Consider the following 23,009-nt stretch of genomic DNA (forward strand, 5'->3'; position numbering starts at 1 on the left):
CCATGACGGTATCGAGCCGGTACGACAAATCCCGGCTATGACAGGCGGTTACGCGCGCCTAGCTTTGCTGGGGCGGGTTCAGCCCGGCCGAAACCGGCACCAGCACCGTGGCCTGTCCGGCCTTCTCGAAATTGAAGGTGAAGTTGTACAGGAGGCCGTTGCTGATCGGCTTGGCGAGGGTGACCGTCGCCTTGGCCGCGTTGGTGTTGGAGCCGAGGGGACCGGGCTGCACCCTCTGGCCCTCCGGCGTCCCGATCATCAGCGTGCCGCCGGCGGGCAGGCGACCGTCTCCGCTCAAGGCCACCGAGCCGACGTCACTGGTGATGCTGACCAACCGGTCCGGCGTGTCGGGCGACTGGTTGATGGCCACCAGCGCCAGATCGACCGTCCGCCCCGGCTGCACGGCCTCACCGGTCTGCGCGGCCTGCATGCGGATGTCGCGCAGCGCCACGTTGTTGAAGGTGACCTTGTTGCCGTTGATGGCGGGCTCCTGGACGGCCATCTGGGAGACTTGGCCGGCCCCACAGCCACTCAGCAGGACCGCGAGCACCGCGACCAGGCCGACGAGCGCGGCCCGGAACGAGAGGCTGATCTCGAATCGGTTCACTCAATGCCTCCTGCTGGGCCGGTTCGACTGATGCAACTATGCACAGTAGTAGGAAGGTTTCGCGCGCGGTAGCGCGGGGCGTAAGACCAGCCCGGGAGCCGATCCCGCGGGGCCTCTTACGGAGCTCTGGGGCCGCCCTCGGGGGCGAATGGGCGCATTGGTAATGTGCATCACTGCACGTTCTGCTCCCCCTGTCAACCCCTAATCTGCGCGTGTTGTGCCCCTGACCTGCATCGTTGCTCCACGCGCGATTGGGCGGCCGTGTTAGACTGAAGTAACGAAAGGGGCTCGAATCAGATGATCTTCAAGGTCGGCGACACCGTTGTTTACCCACATCACGGTGCTGCGTTAGTCGAGGCGATTGAAACCCGCACCATCAAAGGGGAACAAAAGGAATATCTCGTCTTGAAGGTGGCGCAGGGAGACCTCACAGTTCGAGTACCCGCCGACAACGCTGAGTACGTCGGTGTTCGCGACGTCGTCGGGCAAGAAGGCCTCGACAAGGTGTTCCAGGTGCTGCGGGCTCCGCACACCGAAGAGCCGACCAACTGGTCGCGCCGCTACAAGGCCAATCTGGAAAAGCTGGCCTCCGGCGATGTCAACAAGGTGGCTGAGGTAGTTCGCGACCTGTGGCGTCGCGACCAGGAGCGCGGTCTGTCCGCCGGCGAGAAGCGCATGCTGGCCAAGGCCCGCCAGATCCTCGTGGGCGAATTGGCGCTGGCCGAGAGCACCGACGACGCCAAGGCGGAAACCATCCTCGACGAGGTTCTGGCCGCCGCTTCCTGAAGGCCCTGATTCTTCGGTGGTCACGGGGACGGTCTCCTCGGGCACGGTTGTCGCAGTGGTCCCGGCCGCAGGCTCGGGCGAGCGGCTCGGCGCCGGCATCCCCAAGGCATTCTGCGAGGTCGGCGGACGCACTTTGCTGGACCGCGCCGTCGAGGGTTTGCTGGAATCCGGGGTCGTCGACCATGTGGTCGTCGCCGTCCCGGCGGCCCGGGTCGACGAGGCCAAGCGGGCCCTGGGGGAGCGAGCGACCGTCGTTTCCGGCGGGGCCGACCGCACCACATCGGTGAGCCTGGCGCTGGCCGCACTCGCCGGTGAACCCGATTTCGTCCTGGTCCACGACGCCGCGCGCGCCCTGACCCCGCCCGAACTGATCGTGCGCGTGGTCGACGCGTTGCGGGCCGGGCACGACGCCGTCGTGCCGGCGCTGCCCCTGCATGACACCATCAAGGCCGTGGACGCCAACGGCGTGGTGCTGGGCACGCCCGAGCGGGCCGGACTGCGCGCCGTGCAGACGCCGCAAGGCTTCGCCCGTGAGTTGCTGCTGCGGGCGTACCAGCGCGCGGGCACCGCCGATTTCACCGATGACGCCTCGCTCGTCGAGCATGTCGGCGGTCAGGTCCAGGTGGTCGACGGTGACGTGCTGGCATTCAAGATCACCACCCAGCTCGATTTGTTGCTGGCCGAAGCGGTCGTGCACCGGTGAGCGAGCTGCCTCGGGTCGGCCTCGGGGTCGACGTGCACCCGATCGAAGCCGGGCGGCCCTGCTGGCTGGTGGGTCTGCTGTTTCCCGGCGCCGACGGCTGCGCCGGGCACTCCGACGGCGACGTCGGGGCGCACGCGCTGTGCGACGCGCTGCTGTCGGCCGCGGGGCTGGGCGACATCGGTGCCGTCTTCGGGGTCGACGACCCACGCTGGAAAGGGGTCAGCGGCGCCGACATGCTGCGCCACGTCGTCGATTTGGTGGCGCGGGACGGTTTTCGGGTCGGAAACGCCGCGGTGCAGCTGATCGGCAACCAGCCGAAGGTCGGTCCGCGCCGGGCCGAGGCGCAGCGCGTGCTGTCGGAGCTGCTCGGGGCTCCGGTCTCGGTGGCGGCGACCACCACCGACGGGCTGGGCCTGACCGGCCGCGGCGAGGGCCGCGCCGCCATCGCCACTGCGTTGGTAATCACGGCCGGCTAAGGCGTGCGCAGCGCCGGGCAACTCGGAACCACCCGGTAAGCTGGCACGTCGTGACCGATCGCGCCCGCTTGCGGCTACACGACACCGCGGCCGGTGCCGTGCGCGATTTCGTTCCGCTGCGCGAGGGCCACGTCTCCATCTACCTGTGTGGCGCCACCGTTCAGGGCCTGCCGCACATCGGCCATGTCCGCAGCGGCGTGGCCTTCGACATCCTGCGCCGCTGGCTGATGGCGCGCGGCTGCGACGTCGCCTTCATTCGCAACGTCACCGACATCGACGACAAGATCCTCAACAAGGCCGCCGCGGCCGGCCGGCCGTGGTGGGAATGGGCCGCGACCTACGAACGCGCGTTCAGCGCCGCCTACGACGCCCTGGACGTCCTGCCGCCGTCGGCCGAGCCCCGAGCCACCGGGCACATCACCCAGATCGTCGAATTGATCGAGCGGCTGATCGAAACCGGTCATGCCTACACCGGCGGCGGCGACGTCTATTTCGACGTGCTCAGCTATCCGGAGTACGGCGCGCTGTCGGGGCACAAGATCGACGACGTCCACCAGGGTGAGGGGGCGGCCACCGGCAAGCGCGATCAACGCGACTTCACGCTGTGGAAGGGTGCCAAACCGGGTGAGCCGTCCTGGCCCACACCGTGGGGCCGGGGACGGCCGGGCTGGCATTCGGAGTGCGTGGCGATGGCGCACGAATATCTCGGTCCGGAGTTCGACATTCACTGTGGCGGGATGGACTTGGTCTTCCCGCACCACGAGAACGAGATCGCGCAGAGCCGCGCCGCCGGCGACGGCTTCGCCCGCTACTGGCTGCACAACGGCTGGGTCACCATGGGCGGCGAGAAGATGAGCAAGTCGCTGGGCAACGTGCTGGCGATACCGGCGCTCTTGCAGCGGGTGCGACCGGCGGAGCTGCGCTACTACCTGGGCAGCGCGCACTACCGGTCGATGCTGGAATTCTCCGACACCGCACTGCAGGACGCGGTGAAAGCCTATGTGGGCGTTGAGGAATTCCTGCACCGCGTCCGCGTTCGCGTCGGAGCCGTCGAGCCCGGCGAATGGACTCCGCGGTTCGCCGAGGCGCTCGACGACGACTTGGCGGTTCCGGCAGCGCTGGCCGAGGTGCACCACGCCCGGGCCGAGGGCAACCGCGCCCTCGACACCGGCGACCACGACGGCGCGTTGCGGCAAGCCCGCGCGATCCGCACCATGATGGGCATCTTGGGCTGCGACCCGCTCGACGAGCGCTGGGAAACCCGCGACGAGACGACGGCCGCGCTGGCCGCGGTCGACGTGTTGGTGCGGGCCGAACTGGAGAACCGCGAAAAGGCTCGCGAGCAACGCAATTGGGCGCTCGCCGACGAGATCCGAGACCGGCTGAAGATCGCCGGCATCGAGGTCACCGACACCGCGGACGGGCCGCAGTGGGAATTGCTCGCCCGTGAAGAAAAGCACGGCGGGTAGATGGCCGGCAATTCGCGGCGTCGCGGGGCAATACGCAAAGCGGGCACCAAGAAAGGACCCACCGTGGGTTCGGGCGGCCAGCGTCGCCGCGCGCTCGAGGGCCGCGGTCCCACACCGCCGGCGCACCTGCGTCCGCACCATCCCGCCGCCAAGCGTGCCCAGTCGCCGCCGCGGCGGCCTGCCAAGCGGACCACCGACGAGACGGAGACGGTGCTCGGCCGCAACCCGGTGCTGGAATGCCTGCGCGCCGGCGTCCCGGCGACCGCGCTGTACGTGGCCCTGGGCACCGAGGCCGACGAGCGGGTCACCGAAAGCGTCACCCGCGCGGCGGATGCGGGCATCTCGATCCTCGAGGTGCCGCGTGCCGACCTGGACCGGATGACGAGCAACCACCTGCATCAGGGCATCGCGCTGCAGGTGCCGCCGTACGACTACGCCCATCCCGACGACCTGTTGACCACCGCGATCAACTCGCCGCCCGCCCTGCTGGTCGCGCTGGACAACATCTCCGATCCGCGCAACCTCGGCGCGATCGTGCGTTCGGTCGCAGCGTTCGGCGGTCACGGTGTGCTGATCCCGCAGCGACGCTCGGCGTCGGTGACGGCGGTGGCCTGGCGCACCAGCGCCGGGGCCGCTGCGCGCATCCCGGTGGCAAGGGCCACCAATCTCACTCGGACGCTCAAGGATTGGGCCGACCGCGGCATCCGGGTGATCGGGCTGGACGCCGACGGTGACACCGTCGTCGACGACATGGACGGCGCCGACCCGCTCGTGGTGGTCGTCGGATCGGAAGGCAAAGGGCTCTCGCGACTGGTCCGGCAGAACTGCGACGAGGTGGTGTCCATTCCGATGGCCGGGCACGCCGAATCGCTGAACGCCTCGGTGGCCGCCGGGGTGGTGCTCGCCGAAATCGCGCGCCAGCGCAGGGCTTAACCGGGTGCGCCGCTGGCCTGTGCGCCTCGGCGCCGCGCTGGCCATACTCATCGTGCTGGCGCCCGCGACCGGCGCCCAGGCCCCCGAATTCGACCTGCAGGCTCATCGCGGCGGGCGCGGGGAGACGACGGAGGAGTCGTTGCGGGCCTTCGCGAAGTCACTCGAATTAGGCGTCAGCACGCTCGAACTCGACATCAACATCACCAGAGACGGGCAACCGCTGGTGTGGCACGATCCGACGATCGACGCCGAGAAATGCGCCGACACCGGGCCCGCCTTCGCCGGCGATCCGCAGTATCCGTACGTCGGCAAGTTGGTGTACGAACTGACCCTGTCCCAGATTCGCACGCTGGACTGCGGGCGGCGGCTGGCCGAGTTTCCCGATGCCGAAGTGGTGCGGGGCAACAAGATAGCCGTCCTGCCGGAAGTGTTCGCCTTGGCCGATTCCTACCATGCGGCCGTGCGCTACAACATCGAGACGAAGGTGGCCGCCGACAAGCCCGGCACCTCGGCCGGTCCCCAACAGTTCGTCGACGTGATACTGGCGGCGGTCAGGTCGGCCGACAAGATCGACCGGGTGGAGATCCAGAGCTTCGACTGGCGGACCCTGCCGTTGGTGCACGCAGCAGAGCCGTCCATTCCGTTGGTGGCGTTGTACAACGAAGAGACCTGGGCGCCGGATTCACCATGGCTGGCCGGGGAGAACGCCACCGCCATCGGTGACCCGATGATCGGGGCGAAGCTGGTGGGCGCAAACATCATCTCGCCCAGGTACCAGCTGGTCGCGGGCAAACCGTACGTCGATCGCGCGCATGCGCTGGGGCTCAAGGTGATCCCGTGGACGGTCGACGACGCGGCCGCCATGCGCGACCAGATCGCCGATGGCGTCGACGGCATCATCACCGACTTCCCGACACTGCTGCGCGGCGTGCTCGCCGGGCTCGGGATGCCGCTGCCGCCGGCCTACCACCGCGGTTAGACGCCGAGCAGCCGCGCCGACCCCCACAGCGCGACGACCGCGACGACCAGCGACGCGGGCACGGTGCACAGCCCGAGCCGGGTGTATTCCCAGACGCCGGCATCGACGTCGTGCTGGCGAAGCACACGCCGCCACAACAGGTTCGACAGGGACCCGACGTAGGTGAGGTTGGGTCCGATGTTGACCCCGAGCAGGACGGCCAGAATCGCGATCGGTCCGCTCGGCGCGACCAGTGGCAGCAGCACCAGGGTGGCGGGCAGGTTGTTCACGACGTTGGCCAGCACCGCGGCCACCACGGCGATGGCGAGCAGCGCGGGCAGCGTCGAACCGGTCGGCAGCACCGCCGACATCGCCCTGTCCATGCCGCCCAGCATGACCGCCCGCACGACGACGCCCAGCGCGAGCACGAACGCCAGGAACGACACGTGCGCCGAACGCGCGATGTCCACCACCGAGGTGTGCCCACGGCTCAGGCTGCGCACGGCCAGGGCCGCGGCGCCGGCGAGCGCCACCCAGGCGGGGGCCACCCCGACGGACTGGGCGACCGCGAAGCCGGCCAGCGTCAGCCCGACCACCACCAACACGAACACGGGCGGCCTCGGCGCCGGCCCGGGTTGTTCCGGGTGCGGCTGCACGCGCAGGTCGGCGGCGAAAAACCAGCGGAATATCGCATACAGCGTTACCACCGCGCCCACCCACGGCAACGCCATCAACAAGGTGAACCTCGTGAAGGAAAGGCCGGCGGTGTGAAACGCCAGCAGGTTGGTCAGGTTGGACACCGGGAGCAGCAGGGAGGCGCCGTTGGCCAGGTGCGCGGTGGCATAGGCGTACGGCCGCAACGGGGTTCGCAGCCGGCGGACGCCGGCCAGCACGACCGGGGTCAGCAGCACCACCGCGGTGTCCAGGCTCAGCACGGCGGTGATCAGGGAGGCGATGACGAAAACCCGCAACAGCAGGCCGCCCGACCCGACGCGGCCGCGCGTCATCGCCGCACCAGCCGCCTCGAACAGGCCCTCGTCGTCGCACAGCTTGGCCAGCACCAGCACCGCGCCCAGGAACCCGACCACCCCCGAAAGACCGGCCACCTCCTCGCTCGCCTGACGCACCGAGATGGCGCCGACCGCGATCAGGATGAGGGCCGCGGGGACCGCCGCCGCCGCCTCCGGCCAGCCCCTCGGGCGCACGACGGCGAAGGCCAGGACGGCAGCGAGCAGCAGCAGCGCAAGGGTCAGGGTCAAGGTATTCAGGCCCAGGGGTTTTCGCGCCGCCACACCGTCGGCAGGTGCAGCGCGACACCGTCGGCCGCGGCCAACTCGTCGAGGATGCGGATGGACGCGTCCAGGTCATCACCCGCATAGGGCAAGGCCCGCAACGGCTTTGACAGGGGCCGGAAGAAGTCGTCCCAGTGAATGAGGATCACCCGGCGCGCACCTACCGCGCGCACGGTTTCGGTCCAGTAGTCGACCAAGTATGACTTCGGTTGCAGCCCCAACTGCCCGGCGCTCAGATAGACGGCTTCGGCGCGGTGGCCCGACAGCGCGCCCTTGACGAAACCGGCGCTGCCCTGGATCAGCAGCCGCCGGCCAGACGGGCGGTGATGCACCAGCGTCGACCAGGCCTCCCCGCAGCGGTAGGCGGACGCCCTGACCGGCGGGGTCAGCGGCGCGTCGATCACGCCGGGAAACCGGTCCGGCGGGCAGTGATGGGATTCGACCAGCGTTACGTCGAAGGCACCCAAGGCAATTGGCTCGGCGCTGGTGGCGACGACGAGCCTGTCCTCGGGTAGTCCATATCCGCGCCCGACGTTGGCCGCCGAACGGCCGCCGACCAGTCGCGCCCCGGTGCGGTCGGCGACCAGCGCGGAGTCGAGCACGTGGTCGATGTGCGTGTGCACCGGGATCACGGCCTCCAGCCGGGACACCTTGGCCCGGGCCAGGCAGCCGTCGACGCGTGCCGGCGACGGTGCCACCTTGCCTGCGGCGACCCGCGCGAGGCCGGGCCGGGAGAAGTAGCCGTCGGTCAGCAGCGCCGACGACCCATCGTCGATCAGCAGCGTCGCCACGCCCATCCAGGTCACCGACAGGGACCCCGGCTCGGCGGCGGGGGCGTCGAACCGGTCCGCGTACCGTCCGATGTCGGGCCGGCCGAGTTTCACCCGCATCAGCCGAACGCCCCGATCTCGACGCCGGCGGCGGCGAGCCCGTCGCGGACGGCGGCCGCGATCTGCACCGCACCGGGCGAATCGCCGTGCACGCAGACCGATTCCGCGCTGACCGTGACCGGTGTGCCGTCCACGGCGGTGACCCGGCCGGAGGTCACCATGCCCACCACGCGGTCGGCGATTGCCGCGGGGTCGTGCAGCACTGCGCCGGGTTCGCGCCGGGGCACCAACTGACCGTCCGCCCGGTAGGCGCGGTCGGCGAAGGCCTCGGCCACCGTGCGCAGGCCGCGGCGCGAGGCCTCGTCGAAGAACACCGAGCCCGCCATGCCCAGCACCGGCAGCGCCGGGTCCACCAGCCGCACCGCCTCCGCGACGGCGCTCGCCTGGTCGCGGTTGCTCACGATCGTGTTGTACAGGGCCCCATGGGGTTTGACGTAGGAAACCGCGGAACCCGATGCGCGCGCGATCGCCTGCAGAGCGCCGATCTGATACACGACATCGGCGACCAGGTCGTCGGCGGCGACGTCGATGAAGCGCCTGCCGAACCCGGCCAAGTCCCGATAGCTCACCTGCGCGCCGATGCGGACGCCGCGCTCGGCTGCCGCCCGGCAGACCCGCGACAATCCGGTCGGATCACCCGCGTGGAATCCGCACGCCACGTTGGCGCTGGTGACGATCCGCAGCATGGCGTCGTCATCTCCGAGGCGCCAGACGCCGAAGCCCTCGCCAAGGTCGGCGTTGAGGTCGATGCGGGCCACCCGCTCAGCTTATGGGGCAGCGCCAGCGCCACCCGTAGAGGCGGTCGTCTTATCCGTCGCTACCGGGTGACGACCGCGGCCGCGATCTGTTGGGCGACGTCGACCGCGGACCCGCCGGACAGGAACGAGCCGCAGGCGGCCACGTCGATGACGATGTTGTTGCGCGCGGTGAGCGCGCGCTGGCACCGCCAGTCGTCCTGGCTGCCTACCTGCTCTTCGGACATGCTGAGTGTGCCGCCGACCTTGTGGGAATCGGCCACCGCCCACGCGATCTCGGGCTGCCCCTGGGGATGGTCGACGAATCGGCGGTTGGCACAGGCGGACCACCTCCGTACCGACGCCTCGTAGAAGGCGTTGGCCTGCCGGGCCGTGGGGTAGGCGATCACGGCCTGGTTGACGGAGTCGTTGCGCACCTTGGGGTCGTCATAGCTGTCGTCCAGTCGCTCGCCGCGCACCGCGGTCCAGCCGGTGTCCGCGTATACGGCCTGCTGGGCGGGCCCGGCCATGGCCAAGCAGCTCTTCTCGCTGAACGTCTGGCTGGAGTCCCACATCTCCTGCGTGCGATACCGGATTCGCATTCCCGCGCCCAGGATGTCGTTGATCTTCCCGTCGTCGAGCAGCAGCCCGTCCAGGGCGGTGACGGCGACCGGGGCCTGCGTCAGCGGACCGCGGGTGTCCGCGGGCGCGGCGCTACCGCCGACGACGGTGGTGCAGCCGGCCGCGAGGACGCACGTCGCCGCCTGCAGGAGGATCGGGAGTTGCCTTGCCACCAGAGCCTTTCGGACGTCTGTGCAGACCAGCTTAGGAGGGGACGCCCTGCCGCTGTCCCAGCAGCCAGCAGAACAGATAGATCGCGAACGAGATCCCCGCGACGAAGACCGACACCGGTACACCCGGCGCCAGCGACAACACGATGCCGCCCACGGCCGAAACCTCGGCGAAGACGACCGAGGCGACCATCGCCGCCGCCGGCGAGGCCACCACTCGGGCGGCCGCTGCGGCCGGCGTGATGAGCAACGACATCACCAGCAGCGCCCCGACGATCTGGACGGCCTGAGCGGCCACCACACCGACCAGTGCGGCGAATACGATGCCCAGCGCGCGAACGGGCACGCCGCGGGCCGCGGCGACGTCGGGGTCGACGGTGGCGAACAACAACGGGCGGTAGCAGGCCCCGATGACGGCGATGACGAGCAGGCATACCAGCGCCAGCATGCTCAGGCCGGTGTAGCCGACGCCGACGATCTGCCCGGTGAGCAGCGCGAAGCTGGTCGCGGTCCGGCCCGGGTAGAGGTAGATGAACAGCACCGCCAGGCCCAGGCCGAAGGCCAGCACCACGCCGATGACCGAGTCGCGTTCGCGGGCCCGCCGACCCAGAACGCCGAAGAGCGCGGCCGCCAAAGCGCTGCCGACCAGCGCGCCCACGCCCACCTGGATGCCGACGAGCAGCGCGAAAGCCGCTCCCGTCAAAGACAATTCGCTGGAACCGTGCACGGCGAACGACATCTGACGCATCACTATGAACGGCCCGATCAGACCGGCCACCAGCCCCAGCAGCGCGGCCGCGAGCAGGGCCTGCTGGACGAAGTCGTGGCGGAGCAGGTGCGCGGTGACGTCGAAGTCGAGCAGGTGCGCCAGGACGCCGGTGAGCCGATGGTTCACTGGTGGGCCCAGTCGGTCGGCTCGCCCACCACCACGTAGCGGTCCTTGACCTTCACCACCTGGATGTCGGCCCGGTACAGCATGGACAGGGTCTCCGTGGTCATCACTTCCTCGACGGTGCCGACCCGGAAGCGCCCGTCGACCAGATAGATCAGCCGGTCCACGTACGGCAGGATCGCGTTGAGGTCGTGGGTGACGACGATGACGGTGGTCGACGCATCCCGGCGGCGGCGGTCGATCAGGCCGGACACCAGCCTCGCGTTCGCCGGGTCCAGGGCCAGCAGCGGCTCGTCGCACAACAGCAGCATCGGGTCGCTGACCAGCGCCTGCGCGATGCGGATCCGCTGCAGCTCGCCGCCCGACATCACCCCCACCCGGACGTCGGCCAGGTGTTCGGCGTTGACCTGTCGCAGCGCCTCGCTCACGGCCGCGCGCCGGTGGGCCCGGTCGGCGGATCTGCGTGGCATGCCGCCCCACCGATGTCCGTCGACGCCCAGCCGAACCAGGTCCCGCCCGCGCAGCATCACGTCGTGGTCCATCGGTCGGTGCTGCGGGACGTAACCGACGCGTCCGCTGCCCGAGTTCATCGGCCTTCCGTCCACCAGCGCGACCCCGGCGGACAGCGAAAGCTGGCCCAGCAGCACCTTGAGCAACGACGTCTTGCCGCTGCCGTTGGGGCCGAGGACGGCGATGAACTCGCCGCGCGACACCGACAGGTCGAGGTGGTCCCACAGCACGCGGTCACCGAACGCGAGCCGGGCGCCCCGCAGCGAGACGGTGTCCGGGTAGCGGTCGACGGCCGGGACCGCGTCGAGGCTCACGGCTGTACTGACCGGCCGGACTGCAGCGCCGTCAGCAGCTGGCTGACGGTGTTGCGCTGCCAGCTCAGGTAGTCGGTCCCGTCGGGCAGCGTCTCGCTCACCTCGGTCACCGGCACGCCCGCGCGCCGCGCCGCATCCCGCACGCCGTTGATCGCGGACGTCGAGGTCTGCGGATTGACCAGAACCGCTGACACCTGACGGTGGTCGATCAGGTCGAGGACGAACGCCATGTCGGCCGGTGCGGGATCGGTCTCGTTCTCGTTGGCCGCGGTGAACGCTTGCGGGGTGCGGTTGACCAGGCCGGACGCCGCCAGCAGGTAGTACCCGACCGGCTCGGTCATGATGACCCCGGTGCCGGGGTAGGCGCTGGCGATGGCGTGTTCGGAGATGGCGATGCCGTCGGCGCCGCGGCAGAACTCGGCGGCGTTGGCGCGGTAGTCGCCGGCGTGGGCGGGGTCGACGACGGCCATGCGGTCGGCGATGGCGAACGCGACCGATTTCGCGACGTCGAGGTTGTAGAACACGTGCTCGTTGGCCGGCTGCTGTCCCGCGCGGTCCTTTTTCAGGAACGCATAGGCGCCGATCGATTTCACATCCGGATGCCCCGCCAACACCTGGTCGACCCAGGGGTCGTAGCCGCCGCCGTTGTAGACGACCAGGGCGGCGTCGGTGATCGCGGCCGCGTCCGACGGGCTGGCCTGGTAGGAGTGCGGGTCGGTGTCGCCGCCGGTCAGCAGGGAATTGACCGCGACGCGACGGCCGGTGATGGCGCGGGCCACGCTGCCCCATACGCCGGTGGAGGCCACCACGGTGGCCGCGCGCGGATGCGCCGGGCTGCCGCAGCCGGTGGGCGCGGTGCCGGCAGCGAGCAGGACCAGCACGGCAGGCAGCCAACGCAGTGCGCTGGTGGCCGCGCTTCGTACCCGCTTGATCGCCATGCGCACGTCCGATGTCCTCTCGCTGGCCGACTGGCCGACACACAATAGTAATGAAAATCGTTTCCATTACAAAGTGACGAGTGGAAGCCGCTTAGGCGCGCCCGCGGCTTCGTTGTAGCGTCACCGACTGTGAGCCCCGCACCGCGCCGGCGTGCGACGCTGGCGTCGTTGGCGGACGAACTGAAGGTTTCGCGCACCACGATTTCGAACGCCTTCAACCGGCCGGATCAGCTCTCCGCCGACCTGCGTGAGCGCGTGCTGGCGACGGCCAAGCGGCTGGGTTATCCGGGTCCCGATCCGGTGGCGCGCTCGCTGCGCACCCGCAAGGCCGGTGCGGTCGGTCTGGTGATGGCCGAACCGCTCACCTACTTCTTCAGTGATCCCGCGGCACGGGATTTCGTCGCAGGGGTCGCCCAGTCCTGCGAAGAGCTGGGGCAGGGGCTGCTGCTGGTGGCCGTCGGGCCCGGCCGGCGGATGGAGGACGGGACCGGCGCGGTGCTCGGTGCCGGCGTGGACGGCTTCGTCGTGTATTCGGTCTGCGAAGAAGACCCATACCTGCAGGTCGTCTTGCAGCGCCGGTTACCGGTCGTGGTCGTCGACCAGCCGAAGGGGCTCGCCGGGGTGTCCCGGGTGGGCATCGACGACCGGGCGGCGATGCGTGAGCTGGCGGACTACGTGCTCGGGCTCGGGCATCGCGAGATCGGGCTGCTGACGATGCGGCTGGGCCGGGACCGCCGGCAGGGGTTGGTGGACGCGGACCGGTTACGGTCGCCGGCCTTCGACGTGCAGCGCGAACGCATCGTCGGCGTGTGGGAGGCGATGACGGCCGCCGGCGTCGACCCGGATGCGCTGACCGTGGTGGAGAGCTACGAGCACCTGCCGGATTCCGGCGGAGCCGCCGCGAAGGCGGCGTTGGAGGCCAACCCGCGGATCACCGCGCTGATGTGCACGGCCGACATATTGGCCCTGTCCGCCATGGATTACTTTCGCGCACATGGCATTTACGTGCCCGGGCAGATGACCGTGACCGGTTTCGACGGCGTGCCCGACGCGATCGGCCGGGGGCTGACCACCGTGTCGCAGCCGAGCCTGCAGAAGGGCCGCCGGGCCGGTGAACTGTTGCTGAATCCGCCGCGGTCAGGCCTACCGGTCGCGGAGGTCCTGGCTACCGAGCTGATCCGGGGCCGCACCGCCGGTCCGCCCGCCTAGCCGGATGGCGGCGACCCGCCGGCTAGCCGCCGTTCTGGTCGCCGATCAGCAACCGCACTGCCAGGTCCAGCCGCTTGCTGACGTCGGTGGCCGACGCCCGCCGGGTGAGCCAGGCCAGCAGGTTGGACAGCCAGACGTCGGAGATCACCCGGGCGATGTGGTACTGGTCCTCGGTCGGTTCGCCGTCGGCCATCGCCCGCGCGAACATGGAGTCGATGAGCTTCTCGACCTGGTCGACCTCGCTGGCCGCCGAGGCGTCGGCGAAGACGTAGGCCCGCGTCATGGCCTCGGTGAGCAGGGGGTTGCGCTGCATCGCGCGGTTGAGCTTGCCGACCATGAAGTTCAGCCGCTGGAACGGCGTACCCCCGGCAACCGACGAGCGGTCGGTCTTGGCGTCGATGCGGCTGAATTCCCGGCCCAGGGCCGACACCAGCAGGTGCACCTTCGACGGGAAATAGCGGTACAGCGTGCCCACCGCCACGTCGGCGCGGTCCGCGACGGCGCGCATCTGAACCGCCTCGTAGCCCCCCTTGGATGCGATGGCCATGGTGGCGTCCAGAATGCGCTTCCGGCGTTCCCGCTGTGCCTCCGAGCCGAGTTCGGACTCCGCCAATACCGCCACGTTCATGACCTCGCGCGGTTGCGAGTCAGACGCGCGGCTCGCGTTGGCCCTCGAGTTGGCACCGGCTGGCATATGACGGGTTGCTCCTGTTCCTGGCGGCTCGCTTGCAAACGATACGCATGCTGAGTGTGAATTTCCCACCTCCGTACCGCCGGGACAGCCGCGTGTGCTGCTGTGATGGCGTTCGACTTGACGGTCGATCGCTGGCACTATTAGAACACGTTCTAGTCTGCGACGAGGCGGGTTGCGCAGCGACCCGAGACACGCAGGAGAATCGAGAGCTAGGGGTCGTAGGCCCCAGCGTCACGTTGAGTCCAAGGACGCGGAGGTCCCGAAAGTGGTAGCGACCGTCACAGACGAGCAGTTCGCCGCGCGTGCGCTGGTGCGCGACTGGGCCCGCAATTCGGCGGCGGGGCCCGGCGGGACCACGGCGATCCGCGAGGTCGAGCGGGGTGACGCCGACGCGTGGCGCCCGGTGTTTGCCCGCCTCGCCGAGCTGGGCATTTTCGGTGTGGCGATCCCGGAGGAGCACGGCGGGGCAGGCGGCAGCGTCGAGGATTTGTGCGCGATGGTCGAGGAAGCCGCCAAGGCGCTGGTGCCCGGGCCGGTGGCGACGACGGCGCTGGCAACCCTCGTGGCCTCCGACCCCGAACTGCTGGCTCAGCTGGCCGGCGGCGAACGCTTCGCCGGGCTGGCGCTGGACGGGGACGCGCAGTTCGACGGTCAGCGGGCCTCCGGGACCTTGCCATTGGTGTTGGGCGCCGCCAGCGGGGGCGTCCTGTTGGTGCCTGCCGGCGGGACGTGGCTCCTGGTCGACTCCGAGAGCGCCGGCGTGCAAATCGAGACGCTGGACGCCACCGACTTTTCGCGTCCGTTGGCCCGGGTGGTGCTGACGTCCGCGCCGGCCACCAAGATCACCGCGTCGCCCCAGCGCGTCGAGGAACTGGCGGCGACGGTGCTCGCGGCCGAGGCGGCGGGCATCACCCGCTGGTCGCTGGACACCGCCGTCGACTACGCCAAGGTCCGCGAGCAGTTCGGCAAACCGATCGGCAGCTTCCAGGCCGTCAAGCACCTGTGCGCGGAGATGCTGTGTCGCGCCGAGCAGGCGGAGGTGGCCGCCGCCGACGCCGCCCGCGCCGCAGCGGATTCCGATCCGGACCAATTCTCCATCGCGGCGGCACTGGCGGCCAGCATCGGCATCGTCGCCGCGAAGGCCAACGTCAAGGACTGCATCCAGGTGCTCGGCGGCATCGGCTGCACCTGGGAACACGACGCGCACCTGTACCTGCGCCGGGCGCACGCCATCGGCAGCTTCCTCGGCGGCGCCGAGCGCTGGTTGCGCCGCGTCACCGAACTCACCCAGGGCGGTGTGCGGCGGCGACTGGGGATCGACCTCACCGGCGTCGAGGGCCAGCGTGCGGAGATCGCCGCCGCCGTCGCCGAAATCGCCGCGCTGCCCGAAGAGAAGCGGCAGGCGGCGCTCGCCGAGGCCGGGCTGCAGGCGCCGCACTGGCCTGCGCCGCACGGGCGCGGCGCGTCGCCGGCCGAGCAGCTGCTGATCGATCAGGAGATGGCCGCGGCCGGCGTGGTGCGGCCGGACCTGGTGATCGGTTGGTGGGCGGCGCCCACCATCCTCGAGCACGGCACGCCGGAGCAGATCGAGCGCTTCGTCCCGGGCACCCTGCGCGGTGAATTCCTGTGGTGCCAACTGTTTTCCGAGCCGGGAGCCGGCTCCGATCTGGCGTCGCTGCGCACCAAGGCGGTGCGCGGGGAGGGCGGCTGGCTGCTCACCGGGCAGAAGGTGTGGACGTCGGCGGCGCACAAGGCGCGGTGGGGCGTGTGCCTGGCGCGCACCGACCCGGAGGCGCCGAAGCACAAGGGCATCACCTACTTCCTGGTGGACATGAAATCGCCGGGCATCGAGATCCGCCCGCTGCGCGAGATCACCGGTGATTCACTGTTCAACGAGGTCTTCCTGGACAACGTGTTCGTCCCCGACGAGATGGTGGTCGGCGAGGTGAACGACGGCTGGCGGCTGGCCCGCACGACGCTGGCCAACGAGCGGGTCGCGATGGCCACCGGCACCGCGCTGGGCAACCCGATGGAGGAGTTGCTCAAGGTGCTCGCGGAGTCGGATCTCGATGCGGCGCAGCAGGATCGGCTCGGCCGGTTGATCGTCATCGCCCAGACCGGCGCGCTGCTCGACCAGCGGATCGCCCAGCTCGCCGTGGGCGGGCAAGACCCGGGGGCGCAGTCCAGCGTCCGCAAGCTCATCGGGGTGCGCTACCGGCAGGCGCTGGCCGAATACATGATGGACGTCTCCGAGGGCGGGGGGCTGGTCCGCAACCACGCGGTGTACGACTTCCTCAACACCCGCTGCCTCACCATCGCCGGTGGTACCGAGCAGATCCTGCTTACCGTGGCCGCCGAGCGACTGCTCGGCCTACCGCGCTGACTCGGTGTCAACGGCTGATCCGAAAGTGGTAACGCAGGCCGCGGCCCAGGCGCCTGACCGGCGTGATCCGGAACAGCACCTGCATCACCCACCAGTACCACGGTGAGTAGACCCGGCGGATCTCTTCGGCGTCGGCGAACCACCACTCGCCGTCGAACACCAGCCCCGGCACGGCCCGCTCCAGCGCACGCGGGTCGCCTATGCTCCAATCCAGTTGCGCACCAGAGGCTTTGACCGGAGGGTAGCGCTGCAGGAGCCACACTCCGGCCCGGCTGTAGCCGTCCAGCAGCATCTCCCCGGCTTCGAAATGCCCGACGATGCGCCGCAGCATCGCCAGGCCGTCGGCGCGCCGTAGATAGGGTGTCAGCCCCTCCGCGACAACCAGGACCTCACGCTCGCGGGCGATTCCGTCGAGCAGCTGCGGGTCGGTGACCGAGGCGCCGAGGAGGTGCAGGCCCGCGCGCGGTTCAAACAGCTTGCGGCGCAACGCGATCACGTCGGGCAAGTCGATGTCGTACCAGTCGACGGTGGTCGGCGGGTTGACGCGGTAGGCCCGCGTGTCGAGCCCGCAGCCCAAATGCAAGACGACACAGTCGGGGTGGCCGTCGAGGAATCGCATGACCCGCCGGTCGTAGGCCTTGGAGCGCACCGCGGAGGACTGCTGATCGCGGCGGCGCATGTGCAGGCTGCTGAAGTCGTAGTCGAGGCGCCGCACGGCCCTGTCGGCTTCCCGGTCGCCGAGGATGGAATCGGGCCGGCGACTGTCCAGCGCCTTGCCGTAGAGGGTGACCAGCGCGGTCTGCTGCGTCCCGGTCAGGTTTATGCGCTCACCCATGATGTGCCCGGGGCATGCGGCGAGATCGCCGCCACGGTCGTGGAATGCGCGACATCACAACCGCGGGCGCAATCTCGACGCCCTAAGAGAACGTGGTCTGCGCGCAGGTGCTGGGCGAGGTGATGTTGACCCCGGGGTAGACCACCTGGATGTGGGTGCAGACGATGACGTTGTTGTCGGTCTTGGGCTGGCCCGTCTGCCAATCCGTGGAGTCGATGCGACCCGTCGTCTGGTACTTGTCCGGCGGGCCCTCGCCGAAGTAGACCGTGGTGATCTCGTCGGAACCCATCGACTTCATCACCCGCTCGTACTGGCCGGTGGCGTGCGCGTCCAGGTAGGCCAGCCGGTTCGACGACCGGATCTCGGTGGTCTGGCGGGCCCACAGCTCGTGCGGAAACCCGGTCGGCCCGTCGGGCGTCAGCATGTCCGCGCCGGCGGTGAAGTCGCAGTGGCCGTCGGACTTGAAGCAATTCAGGATGGTGCGCGTCTCCAGCTGGTTGGGGCCGTCCAGCGGGAACAACGTGGTCGCGGTGTTGCTGGCCGCGCCGGCGACCGGGCCGGGCAGGAACGTCAGCGCCGATCCGACCACGGCAAACCCGGTTATCAGCCGCTTCATGCTGCTCCCCTCTCGGTTCGCCAACCCTAACGGTGAACCTAACCCCACCACTACTCGTCGTAGGTGACTTCTACCGAATCAGATTCCGGGTGAGATTGACAGGCCAGAATCAGGCCGTCGTCGAGGTCCTGTTGCTCGAGCACGTCGTTGACCTCCATGCTCACCTTTCCGCTGCGCAGGGTGCACGCACACGCACCGCAATGGCCCTCGCGGCAGGAGAACGGCGCATCCAAACCTTTCGCGAGCAACACGTCGAGCAGCTTGGCGTTGCGCGGCCACGACACGGTGTGGGTTTCACCGTCCAGCTGCACCACCGCAGTGGCCGGCGGCTCGTCGCCCGGGGCGGTGTCTTCGATCTTCACCGCCGCGAACGGGTCGGAGTCCAGCGACTTGAACACCTCGATATGGACTTGCGGCGCAGGAACTTTCAGTGAATCCAGCGCTTCGCGGGCGGCGTCCATGAAGGGGCCGGGCCCGCAGATGTACACGGGCCGATCGGTATAGGGGGCGGCGAGCTTGGCCAGCGCGGTCACGCTGGGCATGCCCTGCAGCGATTCCAGCCAGTGCACCACCGTGAGCCGGTCGGGATATTTGGCCGACAGGTCGCGCAGCGCGTCGGAGAAGATCACCGACCGGTCATCGCGATTGGCATAGAGCAGCGTCACCTGGCCGCTGCCCTCGGCGAGGGCCGACTTGCAGATCGACATGATCGGGGTGATCCCGCTGCCCGCGGCCATCAACAGGAAGTCGTCGTCGAGCGTCTTCGGCACGAAGTTGCCCGACGGCGCCAGCACGTGGATCCGCATGCCCGCCCGCGCGTGCTCGCACAGCCAGTTCGACGCGTATCCGTCGGCGGTCCGTTTGATCGTGACGGTCAGCGCGTCGTCGGTGAACGGCGAGCTGCACAGCGAGTAGCAGCGGGCCACCGATCCGGTGCGCTCGCTGGGAACGCGCAACGTCAAGAACTGGCCCGGGGCATAGCGCAGCCGTTCGGGCGGGATGTCGGGGTCGCCCGGCTCATCGGGCACCGCGAACACCAGCGACCGCGCGTCGTCCGTTTCGGCAACGACCTCGGCGATCTGCAGTTCAAGGACGTGGTCACCGAGCGGCTCGTCGAGATTGGCCTCGGCCAAGACCCATCCTCCCTCTCGTTACAACTAGAACATGTTACAGAAAAGCGGATTCGTATCGCTACCAGCCGCAGGAATACCCTGCTCGACACAAATCGGAACGTGTTCTAGTCTCTGGTGTAAGTCCGCTGAATAAGTTTGGCCCAGGAGGCAAACCTAGTGACGTCCATTCAACAACGCGACGCGCAGTCGGTTTTGGCTGGCATCGATGATCTGCTGCCGCGGATTCGGGAGCGCGCCCAGGCGACGGAGGATTTGCGGCGGCTGCCCGACGAAACCGTTCAGGATCTGCAGGACGTCGGCTTCTTCACCCTGCTCCAGCCCGAGCAGTGGGGTGGGCTGCAATGCGATCCCGGCCTGTTCTACGAGGCGGTACGGCGGCTGGCCAGCGCCTGCGGTTCCACCGGATGGGTGAGCTCCATCATCGGCGTGCACAACTGGCACCTGGCGCTGTTCGACCAGCAGGCCCAGGAGGAAGTCTGGGGCGACGACCCGAACGTGCGGGTCTCGTCGTCGTACGCGCCGATGGGCGCGGGTGTGGTGACCGACGGGGGATATCTGGTCAACGGTTCCTGGAACTGGTCGTCGGGATGTGACCACGCCACGTGGGCCTTCCTCGGCGGTCCGGTGATCAAGGACGGCCGTCCGGTCGACTTCGGCAGCTTCCTGATCCCGCGCAGCGAGTACCGCATCGACGACGTCTGGCATGTCGTCGGCTTGCGCGGCACCGGCAGCAACACCGTGGTCGTCAAGGATGTCTTCGTGCCCCGGCACCGGTTCCTGTCCTACAAGGCGATGAACGACGGCACCGCCGGCGGGTACCAGACCAACACCGCCCCGGTCTACAAGATGCCTTGGGGCACAATGCACCCCACCACCATCTCCGCGCCGATCGTCGGCATGGCCTACGGCGCGTACGACGCGCACGTGGAGCATCAGGGCAAGCGGGTGCGCGCAGCGTTCGCCGGGGAGAAGGCGAAGGACGATCCGTTCGCCAAGGTGCGCATCGCCGAGGCTGCCAGCGATATCGACGCGGCCTGGCGCCAGTTGAGCGGCAACGTCGCCGACGAGTACGCGTTGTTGTCCGCGGGCAAGGAGATCCCGTTCGAGCTGCGCGCCCGCGCCCGCCGCGACCAGGTGCGTGCGACCGGACGTGCGATCGCTTCCATCGACCGGCTGTTCGAGGCTTCCGGGGCCACTGCGCTCGGCAACGACCAACCGGTGCAACGGTTCTGGCGCGACGCGCACGCCGGCCGGGTGCACGCCGCCAACGATCCCGAGCGGGCTTACCAGATCTTCGGGAACAACGAGTTCGGGTTGCCGCCGGGCGACACGATGGTCTAGCCGTGACGGCTACCGAAGAGCTGACGTTCGAGTCCACCTCGCGGTTCGCCGAAGTCGACGTCGACGGACCGCTGAAGCTGCACTACCACGAGGCCGGGGTCGCCAACGACCAAACCGTGGTGCTGCTGCACGGCGGCGGCCCCGGCGCTGCCAGTTGGACGAACTTCTCGCGCAACATCCCGGTGCTGGCGCAGCGGTTCCATGTGCTGGCCGTCGATCAGCCCGGTTACGGGCTATCCGACAAGCGCGCCGAGCACGGGCAGTTCAACCACTACGCCGCGCGGGCGCTCAAGGGGCTGTTCGACCAGCTCGAGCTGGGACGCGTTCCGCTGGTGGGCAATTCGCTTGGCGGGGGCACCGCGGTGCGGTTCGCCCTCGACTACCCGGACCGGGCCGGCCGACTGGTGTTGATGGGACCCGGCGGGCTCAGCATCAACCTGTTCGCCCCCGATCCGACCGAGGGCGTCAAGCGGCTGGGGAAGTTCTCGGTCGAACCCACCCGGGAAAACCTCGAGGCGTTCCTGCGGGTCATGGTCTACGACCAGAAGCTCATCACGCCGGAGCTGATCGACGAGCGGTTCGCGCTGGCCAGCACGCCGGAATCGCTGACGGCGACCCGGGCGATGGGAATGTCGTTCGCGGGGGCCGACTTCGAGCTCGGGATGATGTGGCGCGAGGTGCACCGGCTGCGCCAGCCCGTGTTGTTGATCTGGGGCCGCGAGGACCGGGTCAACCCGCTGGACGGCGCGCTGGTCGCGCTGAAGACCATTCCGCGTGCGCAGCTCCACGTTTTCGGGCAGTGTGGACATTGGGCGCAGGTGGAGAAGTTCGACGAGTTCAACAAGTTGACCGTTGATTTCCTGGGAGGTGCGTGATGAGCATCCGATCGCTGGGCTACCTGCGCATCGAGGCCACCGACATGGCGGCCTGGCGTGAGTACGGCCTCAAGGTGCTCGGCATGGTCGAGGGCAGCGGCACTACCGAGGGCGCGCTGTACCTGCGCATGGACGATTTCCCGGCCCGGCTGGTGATCGTGCCCGGCGAGCGCGACCACCTCATGGAGGCCGGCTGGGAATGCGCCAATGCCGAAGGGCTGCAAGAGATTCGGGGCCGGCTCGACGTCGAGGGCGTGCCCTACAAGGAGGCCACCGCGGCCGAGCTGGCGGACCGCCGCGTCGTCGAGATGATCCGGTTCGCCGACCCGTCCGGCAACTGCCTGGAGGTCTTCCACGGCGTCGCACTGGAGCACCGCCGCGTGGTGAGCCCGTACGGGCACAAGTTCGTCACCGGCGAGCAGGGCCTGGGCCACGTGGTGTTGTCCACCCGCGACGACGACGAGGCCTTGCACTTCTACCGTGACGTGCTCGGCTTCAAGTTGCGCGACTCCATGCGGATGCCGCCCCAGCTGGTCGGTCGACCCGCCGACGGTGCGCCCGCGTGGCTGAGGTTCTTCGGTTGCAACCCGCGTCACCACAGTCTGGCCTTCCTGCCGCTGCCGACGCCGAGCGGCATCGTGCACCTGATGATGGAGGTCGAGAACTCCGACGACGTCGGGCTCTGCCTCGACCGGGCGTTGCGCCGCAAGGTGCCCATGTCGGCCACGCTTGGCCGGCATGTCAACGACCTGATGCTGTCCTTCTACATGAAGACACCCGGCGGGTTCGACGTCGAATTCGGCTGCGAGGGAAGGCAAGTCGAGGATAACGACTGGGTCGCCCGGGAAAGCACGGCCGTCAGCCTGTGGGGCCACGACTTCACGGTCGGCGCCCGCGGATAGTCATGTCTGCGCCGATCGATCCGCGGTCCTTCCGGCAGGTGCTGGGTCAGTTCTGCACCGGCATCACCATCATCACCACGGTGCACGACGACGTCCCTATCGGCTTCGCCTGCCAGTCGTTCGCGGCGTTGTCGCTGGACCCGCCGCTGGTGTTGTTCTGCCCCACCAAGGTGTCGCGGTCCTGGCAGGCCATCGAGGCCAGCGGCCGGTTCTGCGTCAACGTGCTGACCGAGAAGCAGAAGCACGTTTCCGCGCGATTCGGATCGAAGGAGCCCGACAAGTTCGCCGGAATCGACTGGCACGCTTCCGAACTCGGCTCACCGATCATCGACGGGTCGCTGGCCTACATCGACTGCACGGTGGCGTCGGTGCACGACGGCGGCGACCACTTCGTGGTATTCGGCGCGGTCCAGTCGCTGTCGGAGGCGCCAAAGATCAAGCCGCGCCCGCTGCTGTTCTATCGCGGGGAATACACCGGGATCGAACCGGACAAGACCACACCGGCCCAGTGGCGCGACGACCTGGAGGCGTTCCTCACCGCCACCACCCAGGACACCTGGCTCTAAACGTTCGCGCGGGCCGGGGCATCGCCCGCTTCGCGGATGTGGCGGCGTTGTCCTCCCTTGACATTTCGCGCCAACGAATCGTCGCAAGCGGTCGATGCGCCCGGCCCGGCATTGTGGGCTACCCGATGGCTCGCTGAGGGGGCGATCCAGCCGGTAGCCCAG

The 23,009-nt window shown here is 69.1% G+C and carries 24 protein-coding genes; 12 read left to right on the top strand and 12 right to left on the bottom strand.

Annotated elements, in window-relative coordinates:
• Positions 1 to 58: 58 nt before the first annotated feature.
• Entirely contained in the window at positions 59 to 607 is a 549-nt protein-coding gene (locus tag A5711_RS07205) for a hypothetical protein (protein WP_067944960.1), read from the bottom strand.
• Positions 608 to 904: 297 nt separating this feature from the next.
• On the opposite strand from A5711_RS07205, the gene carD reads away from it, so the two are divergent.
• The 6 genes from carD to A5711_RS07235 are packed head-to-tail and all read left to right on the top strand — an operon-like array spanning position 905 to position 5,953.
• Complete coding sequence (gene carD, locus A5711_RS07210; protein ID WP_007166539.1) at positions 905 to 1,393, top strand: RNA polymerase-binding transcription factor CarD; 489 nt, start codon at positions 905 to 907, stop codon at positions 1,391 to 1,393.
• A 16-nt stretch (positions 1,394 to 1,409) separates the two neighbouring features.
• Positions 1,410 to 2,096 (top strand): 2-C-methyl-D-erythritol 4-phosphate cytidylyltransferase, encoded by a 687-nt coding sequence (gene ispD / locus A5711_RS07215; RefSeq protein ID WP_067944961.1) that lies wholly within the window; start codon positions 1,410 to 1,412, stop codon positions 2,094 to 2,096.
• Positions 2,093 to 2,572 carry a 2-C-methyl-D-erythritol 2,4-cyclodiphosphate synthase gene (gene ispF / locus A5711_RS07220; protein ID WP_067944963.1) on the top strand — a complete coding sequence of 160 codons (480 nt, stop codon included), beginning with the start codon at positions 2,093 to 2,095 and terminating at the stop codon, positions 2,570 to 2,572. The genes ispD and ispF overlap by 4 nt, the downstream gene beginning before the upstream one ends.
• Before the next feature lie 50 nt (positions 2,573 to 2,622).
• Complete coding sequence (gene cysS, locus A5711_RS07225) at positions 2,623 to 4,041, top strand: cysteine--tRNA ligase (protein ID WP_067944965.1); 1,419 nt, start codon at positions 2,623 to 2,625, stop codon at positions 4,039 to 4,041.
• Positions 4,042 to 4,974 (top strand): 23S rRNA (guanosine(2251)-2'-O)-methyltransferase RlmB, encoded by a 933-nt coding sequence (gene rlmB, locus A5711_RS07230; protein ID WP_067944967.1) that lies wholly within the window; start codon positions 4,042 to 4,044, stop codon positions 4,972 to 4,974.
• A 4-nt stretch (positions 4,975 to 4,978) separates the two neighbouring features.
• Positions 4,979 to 5,953 (top strand): glycerophosphodiester phosphodiesterase, encoded by a 975-nt coding sequence (locus tag A5711_RS07235; RefSeq protein WP_231987433.1) that lies wholly within the window; start codon positions 4,979 to 4,981, stop codon positions 5,951 to 5,953.
• On the opposite strand, the gene A5711_RS07240 is transcribed toward A5711_RS07235, so the two are convergent.
• From A5711_RS07240 to A5711_RS07270, 7 genes are read right to left on the bottom strand one after another with little or no spacing between them, the layout of a single operon-like run.
• The gene (locus tag A5711_RS07240; RefSeq protein WP_067945002.1) at positions 5,950 to 7,191 is read right to left on the bottom strand and encodes an SLC13 family permease; all 1,242 of its coding nucleotides are present in this window, start codon (positions 7,189 to 7,191) and stop codon (positions 5,950 to 5,952) included. The genes A5711_RS07235 and A5711_RS07240 overlap by 4 nt on opposite strands.
• A 5-nt stretch (positions 7,192 to 7,196) precedes the next feature.
• On the bottom strand, positions 7,197 to 8,114 hold the full coding sequence (locus A5711_RS07245) for an MBL fold metallo-hydrolase (protein ID WP_067944970.1): 918 nt from the start codon (positions 8,112 to 8,114) through the stop codon (positions 7,197 to 7,199).
• Positions 8,114 to 8,872, bottom strand: coding sequence for a LamB/YcsF family protein (locus A5711_RS07250; RefSeq protein ID WP_067944972.1), 759 nt, complete (start codon positions 8,870 to 8,872; stop codon positions 8,114 to 8,116). The genes A5711_RS07245 and A5711_RS07250 overlap by 1 nt, the downstream gene beginning before the upstream one ends.
• A gap of 59 nt (positions 8,873 to 8,931) precedes the next feature.
• A complete protein-coding gene (locus A5711_RS07255) occupies positions 8,932 to 9,642 on the bottom strand; it encodes a sensor domain-containing protein (RefSeq protein ID WP_231972095.1) in 711 nt (236 codons plus the stop codon).
• A gap of 31 nt (positions 9,643 to 9,673) precedes the next feature.
• Positions 9,674 to 10,534: a metal ABC transporter permease gene (locus tag A5711_RS07260; RefSeq protein ID WP_067944974.1), complete on the bottom strand. Its 861-nt coding sequence runs from the start codon at positions 10,532 to 10,534 to the stop codon at positions 9,674 to 9,676.
• Entirely contained in the window at positions 10,531 to 11,355 is an 825-nt protein-coding gene (locus A5711_RS07265) for a metal ABC transporter ATP-binding protein (RefSeq protein WP_067944976.1), read from the bottom strand. Before A5711_RS07265 ends, A5711_RS07260 begins: the two co-directional genes overlap by 4 nt.
• On the bottom strand, positions 11,352 to 12,293 hold the full coding sequence (locus A5711_RS07270; RefSeq protein WP_082953450.1) for a metal ABC transporter solute-binding protein, Zn/Mn family: 942 nt from the start codon (positions 12,291 to 12,293) through the stop codon (positions 11,352 to 11,354). Before A5711_RS07270 ends, A5711_RS07265 begins: the two co-directional genes overlap by 4 nt.
• A gap of 129 nt (positions 12,294 to 12,422) precedes the next feature.
• Here A5711_RS07270 and A5711_RS07275 point away from each other — a divergent pair, with 129 nt between their 5' ends.
• Positions 12,423 to 13,502, top strand: coding sequence for a LacI family DNA-binding transcriptional regulator (locus tag A5711_RS07275; RefSeq protein ID WP_067944978.1), 1,080 nt, complete (start codon positions 12,423 to 12,425; stop codon positions 13,500 to 13,502).
• Positions 13,503 to 13,524: 22 nt separating this feature from the next.
• Here the strand turns inward: A5711_RS07275 and kstR are convergent, their stop codons facing one another.
• A complete protein-coding gene (kstR, locus tag A5711_RS07280; RefSeq protein WP_040621610.1) occupies positions 13,525 to 14,124 on the bottom strand; it encodes a cholesterol catabolism transcriptional regulator KstR in 600 nt (199 codons plus the stop codon).
• Positions 14,125 to 14,461: 337 nt separating this feature from the next.
• Here kstR and A5711_RS07285 point away from each other — a divergent pair, with 337 nt between their 5' ends.
• Positions 14,462 to 16,579 (top strand): acyl-CoA dehydrogenase, encoded by a 2,118-nt coding sequence (locus A5711_RS07285; protein WP_067944980.1) that lies wholly within the window; start codon positions 14,462 to 14,464, stop codon positions 16,577 to 16,579.
• Positions 16,580 to 16,586: 7 nt separating this feature from the next.
• Here the strand turns inward: A5711_RS07285 and A5711_RS07290 are convergent, their stop codons facing one another.
• The 3 genes from A5711_RS07290 to A5711_RS07300 all read right to left on the bottom strand — a co-directional run bounded on the left by A5711_RS07290 (position 16,587) and on the right by A5711_RS07300 (position 19,163).
• Positions 16,587 to 17,414, bottom strand: a complete 828-nt coding sequence (locus A5711_RS07290; protein ID WP_067944982.1) for a class I SAM-dependent methyltransferase — start codon at positions 17,412 to 17,414, stop codon at positions 16,587 to 16,589.
• 82 nt (positions 17,415 to 17,496) lie between these two features.
• On the bottom strand, positions 17,497 to 18,030 hold the full coding sequence (locus tag A5711_RS07295) for a hypothetical protein (protein ID WP_067944984.1): 534 nt from the start codon (positions 18,028 to 18,030) through the stop codon (positions 17,497 to 17,499).
• 50 nt (positions 18,031 to 18,080) lie between these two features.
• Complete coding sequence (locus A5711_RS07300) at positions 18,081 to 19,163, bottom strand: ferredoxin--NADP reductase (protein WP_067944985.1); 1,083 nt, start codon at positions 19,161 to 19,163, stop codon at positions 18,081 to 18,083.
• A gap of 156 nt (positions 19,164 to 19,319) precedes the next feature.
• Here A5711_RS07300 and hsaA point away from each other — a divergent pair, with 156 nt between their 5' ends.
• Genes hsaA through hsaB form a run of 4 tightly spaced genes read left to right on the top strand, consistent with a single transcriptional unit; the run spans position 19,320 to position 22,847 of the window.
• Complete coding sequence (gene hsaA, locus A5711_RS07305; RefSeq protein WP_067944987.1) at positions 19,320 to 20,504, top strand: 3-hydroxy-9,10-secoandrosta-1,3,5(10)-triene-9,17-dione monooxygenase oxygenase subunit; 1,185 nt, start codon at positions 19,320 to 19,322, stop codon at positions 20,502 to 20,504.
• A 2-nt stretch (positions 20,505 to 20,506) separates the two neighbouring features.
• Entirely contained in the window at positions 20,507 to 21,379 is an 873-nt protein-coding gene (gene hsaD, locus A5711_RS07310) for a 4,5:9,10-diseco-3-hydroxy-5,9,17-trioxoandrosta-1(10),2-diene-4-oate hydrolase (RefSeq protein ID WP_067944989.1), read from the top strand.
• The gene (gene hsaC / locus A5711_RS07315; RefSeq protein WP_067944991.1) at positions 21,379 to 22,281 is read left to right on the top strand and encodes an iron-dependent extradiol dioxygenase HsaC; all 903 of its coding nucleotides are present in this window, start codon (positions 21,379 to 21,381) and stop codon (positions 22,279 to 22,281) included. The genes hsaD and hsaC overlap by 1 nt, the downstream gene beginning before the upstream one ends.
• Before the next feature lie 2 nt (positions 22,282 to 22,283).
• A complete protein-coding gene (hsaB, locus tag A5711_RS07320; RefSeq protein WP_067944993.1) occupies positions 22,284 to 22,847 on the top strand; it encodes a 3-hydroxy-9,10-secoandrosta-1,3,5(10)-triene-9,17-dione monooxygenase reductase subunit in 564 nt (187 codons plus the stop codon).
• Positions 22,848 to 23,009: the final 162 nt, after the last annotated feature.

The sequence above is a fragment of the Mycobacterium sp. E2238 genome (assembly GCF_001672665.1).
Classification (GTDB): Bacteria; Actinomycetota; Actinomycetes; order Mycobacteriales; family Mycobacteriaceae; genus Mycobacterium.